Source organism: Pinirhizobacter sp. (assembly GCF_035317885.1).
Lineage (GTDB): Bacteria > Pseudomonadota > Gammaproteobacteria > Xanthomonadales > Rhodanobacteraceae > Pinirhizobacter.
In genome coordinates this window covers 1-3042 of the sequence record NZ_DATHFX010000255.1, presented here as the reverse complement: position 1 = coordinate 3042, position 3042 = coordinate 1, and the positions used below count along the sequence as shown (strand labels likewise).

General features: G+C 65.4%; 3 protein-coding genes. 1 reads left to right on the top strand and 2 read right to left on the bottom strand.

The window, feature by feature from the left end; translation table 11 throughout:
• Positions 1-140: 140 nt before the first annotated feature.
• Positions 141-716: an outer membrane protein assembly factor BamE domain-containing protein gene (gene bamE, locus VK519_RS08290; RefSeq protein ID WP_324348928.1), complete on the bottom strand. Its 576-nt coding sequence runs from the start codon at positions 714-716 to the stop codon at positions 141-143.
• A gap of 81 nt (positions 717-797) precedes the next feature.
• Here bamE and fur point away from each other — a divergent pair, with 81 nt between their 5' ends.
• Entirely contained in the window at positions 798-1211 is a 414-nt protein-coding gene (fur, locus tag VK519_RS08285; RefSeq protein ID WP_324348927.1) for a ferric iron uptake transcriptional regulator, read from the top strand.
• 463 nt (positions 1212-1674) lie between these two features.
• On the opposite strand, the gene VK519_RS08280 is transcribed toward fur, so the two are convergent.
• The coding region (locus tag VK519_RS08280) for an MASE1 domain-containing sensor histidine kinase (protein ID WP_324348925.1) at positions 1675-3042 on the bottom strand (1368 nt) is incomplete at its 5' end.

Here is a 3042-nt window from a genome sequence, read left to right as displayed (position 1 = left end):
GCGAAAACACCCCCAGTGCCGCGGCGGGCGGCCAGCCGGCCAGGGCCACCGCCTCGGCGGCCGTGGTACCCCGGGGCACGGTAAGCGCCACCACCTCCTGGCGGTCAGGAAACGCCCGCGCCACCTCGATGGCGATGCACTCAACCATAGGTGCGTCCGGCTTCGGCGCTGAAGTCGTCCACCATCCTTGTAGCCAGGGCCTGGAACCCCATCTTCAGCACGCTGCTGCCGATTCCGGCATATTCGAAATCCAGCAGAAGCTCTACCTTGCAGCCGTGCTCGCCCAGGGCGGTGAATTCGAACAACCCCTCCAGCGAGGTGAACGGCCCCTCGACGAAATGCATCGTGAGTCGGTGGGGCCGCTCGGGGGTGTTGCGGGTGGTGAACGACTGGCGGATGCCGGCGAATTTGAGGTCCAGCCGGGCCACCAGCACGTCGTTGTTGAAGGCCAGGCTGAAGGTCCGGACCTTCATGGGGCCGCCGCGGTGGGCCACGGTGGAGACGTAGTCCCAGCGGTTCTGGTAGAACGGCGAGTTCACCGAGGGTGAACCCATCAGCACCAGCACCTGGCGTTTGGTCATGCCCGGCTGGAGCTGCTCGACGGTTTTCTTGTCGAGCAGGTTGCCCTGCTGCACGTCGGGAACGTAAACGAGCCCGCAGGCGGCAACCGAGGATGCGAAGATTGCCATGCCCAGCGTGCGGAGGAGCTTTTGCATGCGTAGTGCGTCCGGATCGTAAAGCGTTGGATGATACACTAAGCGCCCTAAGGCACCGTGCTTTCAAGAGGGGTGAGACAGATGGATCAGGAAACCAGGGAATTGCGCAAGGCGGGCCTGAAAGTCACCCATCCCCGGATGCGGATACTGCAGATTTTCGAGGATTCCGAGGCGCGTCACCTGACCGCCGAGGATATCTACAAACACCTGCTGGCCCACGCCGAGGACATCGGCCTTGCCACCGTGTACCGGGTACTGACCCAGTTCGAAGCCGCCGGCATCCTCATGAAGCACAATTTCGAGGGTGGCCAGGCCGTCTACGAGCTGGACCGCGGCAAGCACCACGATCACATGATCGATGTTGACAGCGGAAAGGTCATCGAGTTCGTCAGCGAAGAGATCGAGCGCCTCCAGCACGAAATCGCCGAGAAGCACGGCTACGTCATCGAAGACCACTCCCTGGTCCTGTACGTCCGCCCCAAGAAGCGCCGCTAACCGCGGCCTGGCGTGGCGGGGCGGGCAGGTCGGGTACTTGCATCACAACGCTGATTTGCTCTGCACTCCATCCGATGAGTCGGAGAGGGAGCGGTGGGGGGCGGCCCCCTGAGAGCGCTTCCGCAGGAGGGCAAAGCCCGACGAGGACTTAGCGACCAGGGGGCCGCCCCCCACCGCTCCCGCCCCCTCAACGCCCCAAAAGCCGGGCAAAAAAAAGCCGCCGGAGGGCTCCTGCCCACCAACGGCTGTCCGGTATATCCAGCGCCATTGCAAACGAGTTGCTCGTTCGCGTCGGCAGCCGACTTCACCGGCGAGGCTGACATCCTGTCGCCTCATCAGATCGCCCGTCCCCACGAGCGACCTGGGCTCACTGTCTTTCGACAGTGGCTCCCCCACATCGATGGCGGCATCCTAACGAGCTCTTCACTTTCCCGGTATCGGAATAATTCCTATAAGGTTTTTCCTACACGAGACTGTCCGGTGGCGGCTTCACGTTGATGCCATCGCTCCGCAGCAAGACCTTGAAATGCAAGCCTTTAACTGAAGGCTGGATGCGGAAGCTGCCGCTCAGCGCGGTGATCCGGTCGCGCATGCCCTTGAGGCCGCGGCCGCCTGTGAAGACCGGTTCCGGTGGTAAGCCGTCGCCGTCGTCCTGAACGCTCAAGATGGCCAGGGTACTTCCCGATCGCTGACCAATGCGCAGGCGCACCAGCAGGCTCTGGGCGTGCGAATGCCTGACAACGTTGGTCGCGCTCTCCTGGACGATGCGGTAGATCGCGGTGCGCGTGTCGTCGTCGAGGGTGCGCGGATCGCCCACCATGTCGAAGTGATAGGCCACGCCCGCGGCGGCCAGCATGTCCCGCAGCGGGCCTTCGTCCAGGGCACGGTCCAGGCCGAATTCGTCCAGTACCGACGGCCGCAGGCTATCGAGCATGCGGTGCAGGGCCCGCCGCATGAAGCCGAGGATGCCGTTGATCGAGGTACTGATGTCGTCCAGCCCCGCATCGCGCAGGCGGCCCTGCGCAAGCTTCAGGTGGGTCTGGATGGCGGTGAGGTTCTGGCCCAGCTCATCGTGCAGCTCCCGCGCCATGTGCCGGCGCTGGGTTTCTTCCGCCTGCAGGTTGCCGCGTGCGGCGTCCCGTAGCTGCCGGGCGAGTTTGTCGAGCCGGCGGTTGGCCTCGGCCAGATGGGAATTCTGCTGGGCCACGCGTTCGCTGCTCCGGCGCAAGGCGTCGGTCGCGGCGCCCAGCATCAGCGTACCGGTGCCCGCGACGGCGATGAACAGGTGGGCGGCCGCCGTGGGGGCGCCAAGACCGGTCATGCTCTCGGTGAGGTTCAGGCCGACGCTGATGATCAACATCGACAGCGTGGCTCCGCGCCAGCCATGGCGGAAGGCGAAGAACAGGCCGGGGGCCAGCGACAGCACGCGGGCATACTGGGCATGCGGGGAGTATTCGGTGAGCGTGATCAGGATCGCCAGCGCCGGCAGCAGCACCAGCAGTCCGTCGATGGCCAGCGCCGCCATGGCCTGGCTGCCGGGGCGTTCGCGTACCAACAGCACCAGCACCGGCACCACCAGCAGCACGCCCAGGTAGTTGCCCAGGAGGTCGCTGCCCAGTGCATCGGTCAAGGCCTGGAAGGCCGACGCCGGATGCAGGGCGGCAAGGATCGTGGCGTTGCCCACGGTCGCCGCAAGCGCAGTGAGCATGGCCGAAAGCAGCAGGCGGGCCACGCCATCGGGATCGTCAAGGCTCGCGTGCAGGTGGGCGCGGCGGAGCAGCCACAGGGTGAAAGCCACGATCAAGGGTTCGGGCAGGTCGCCGGCGACGAA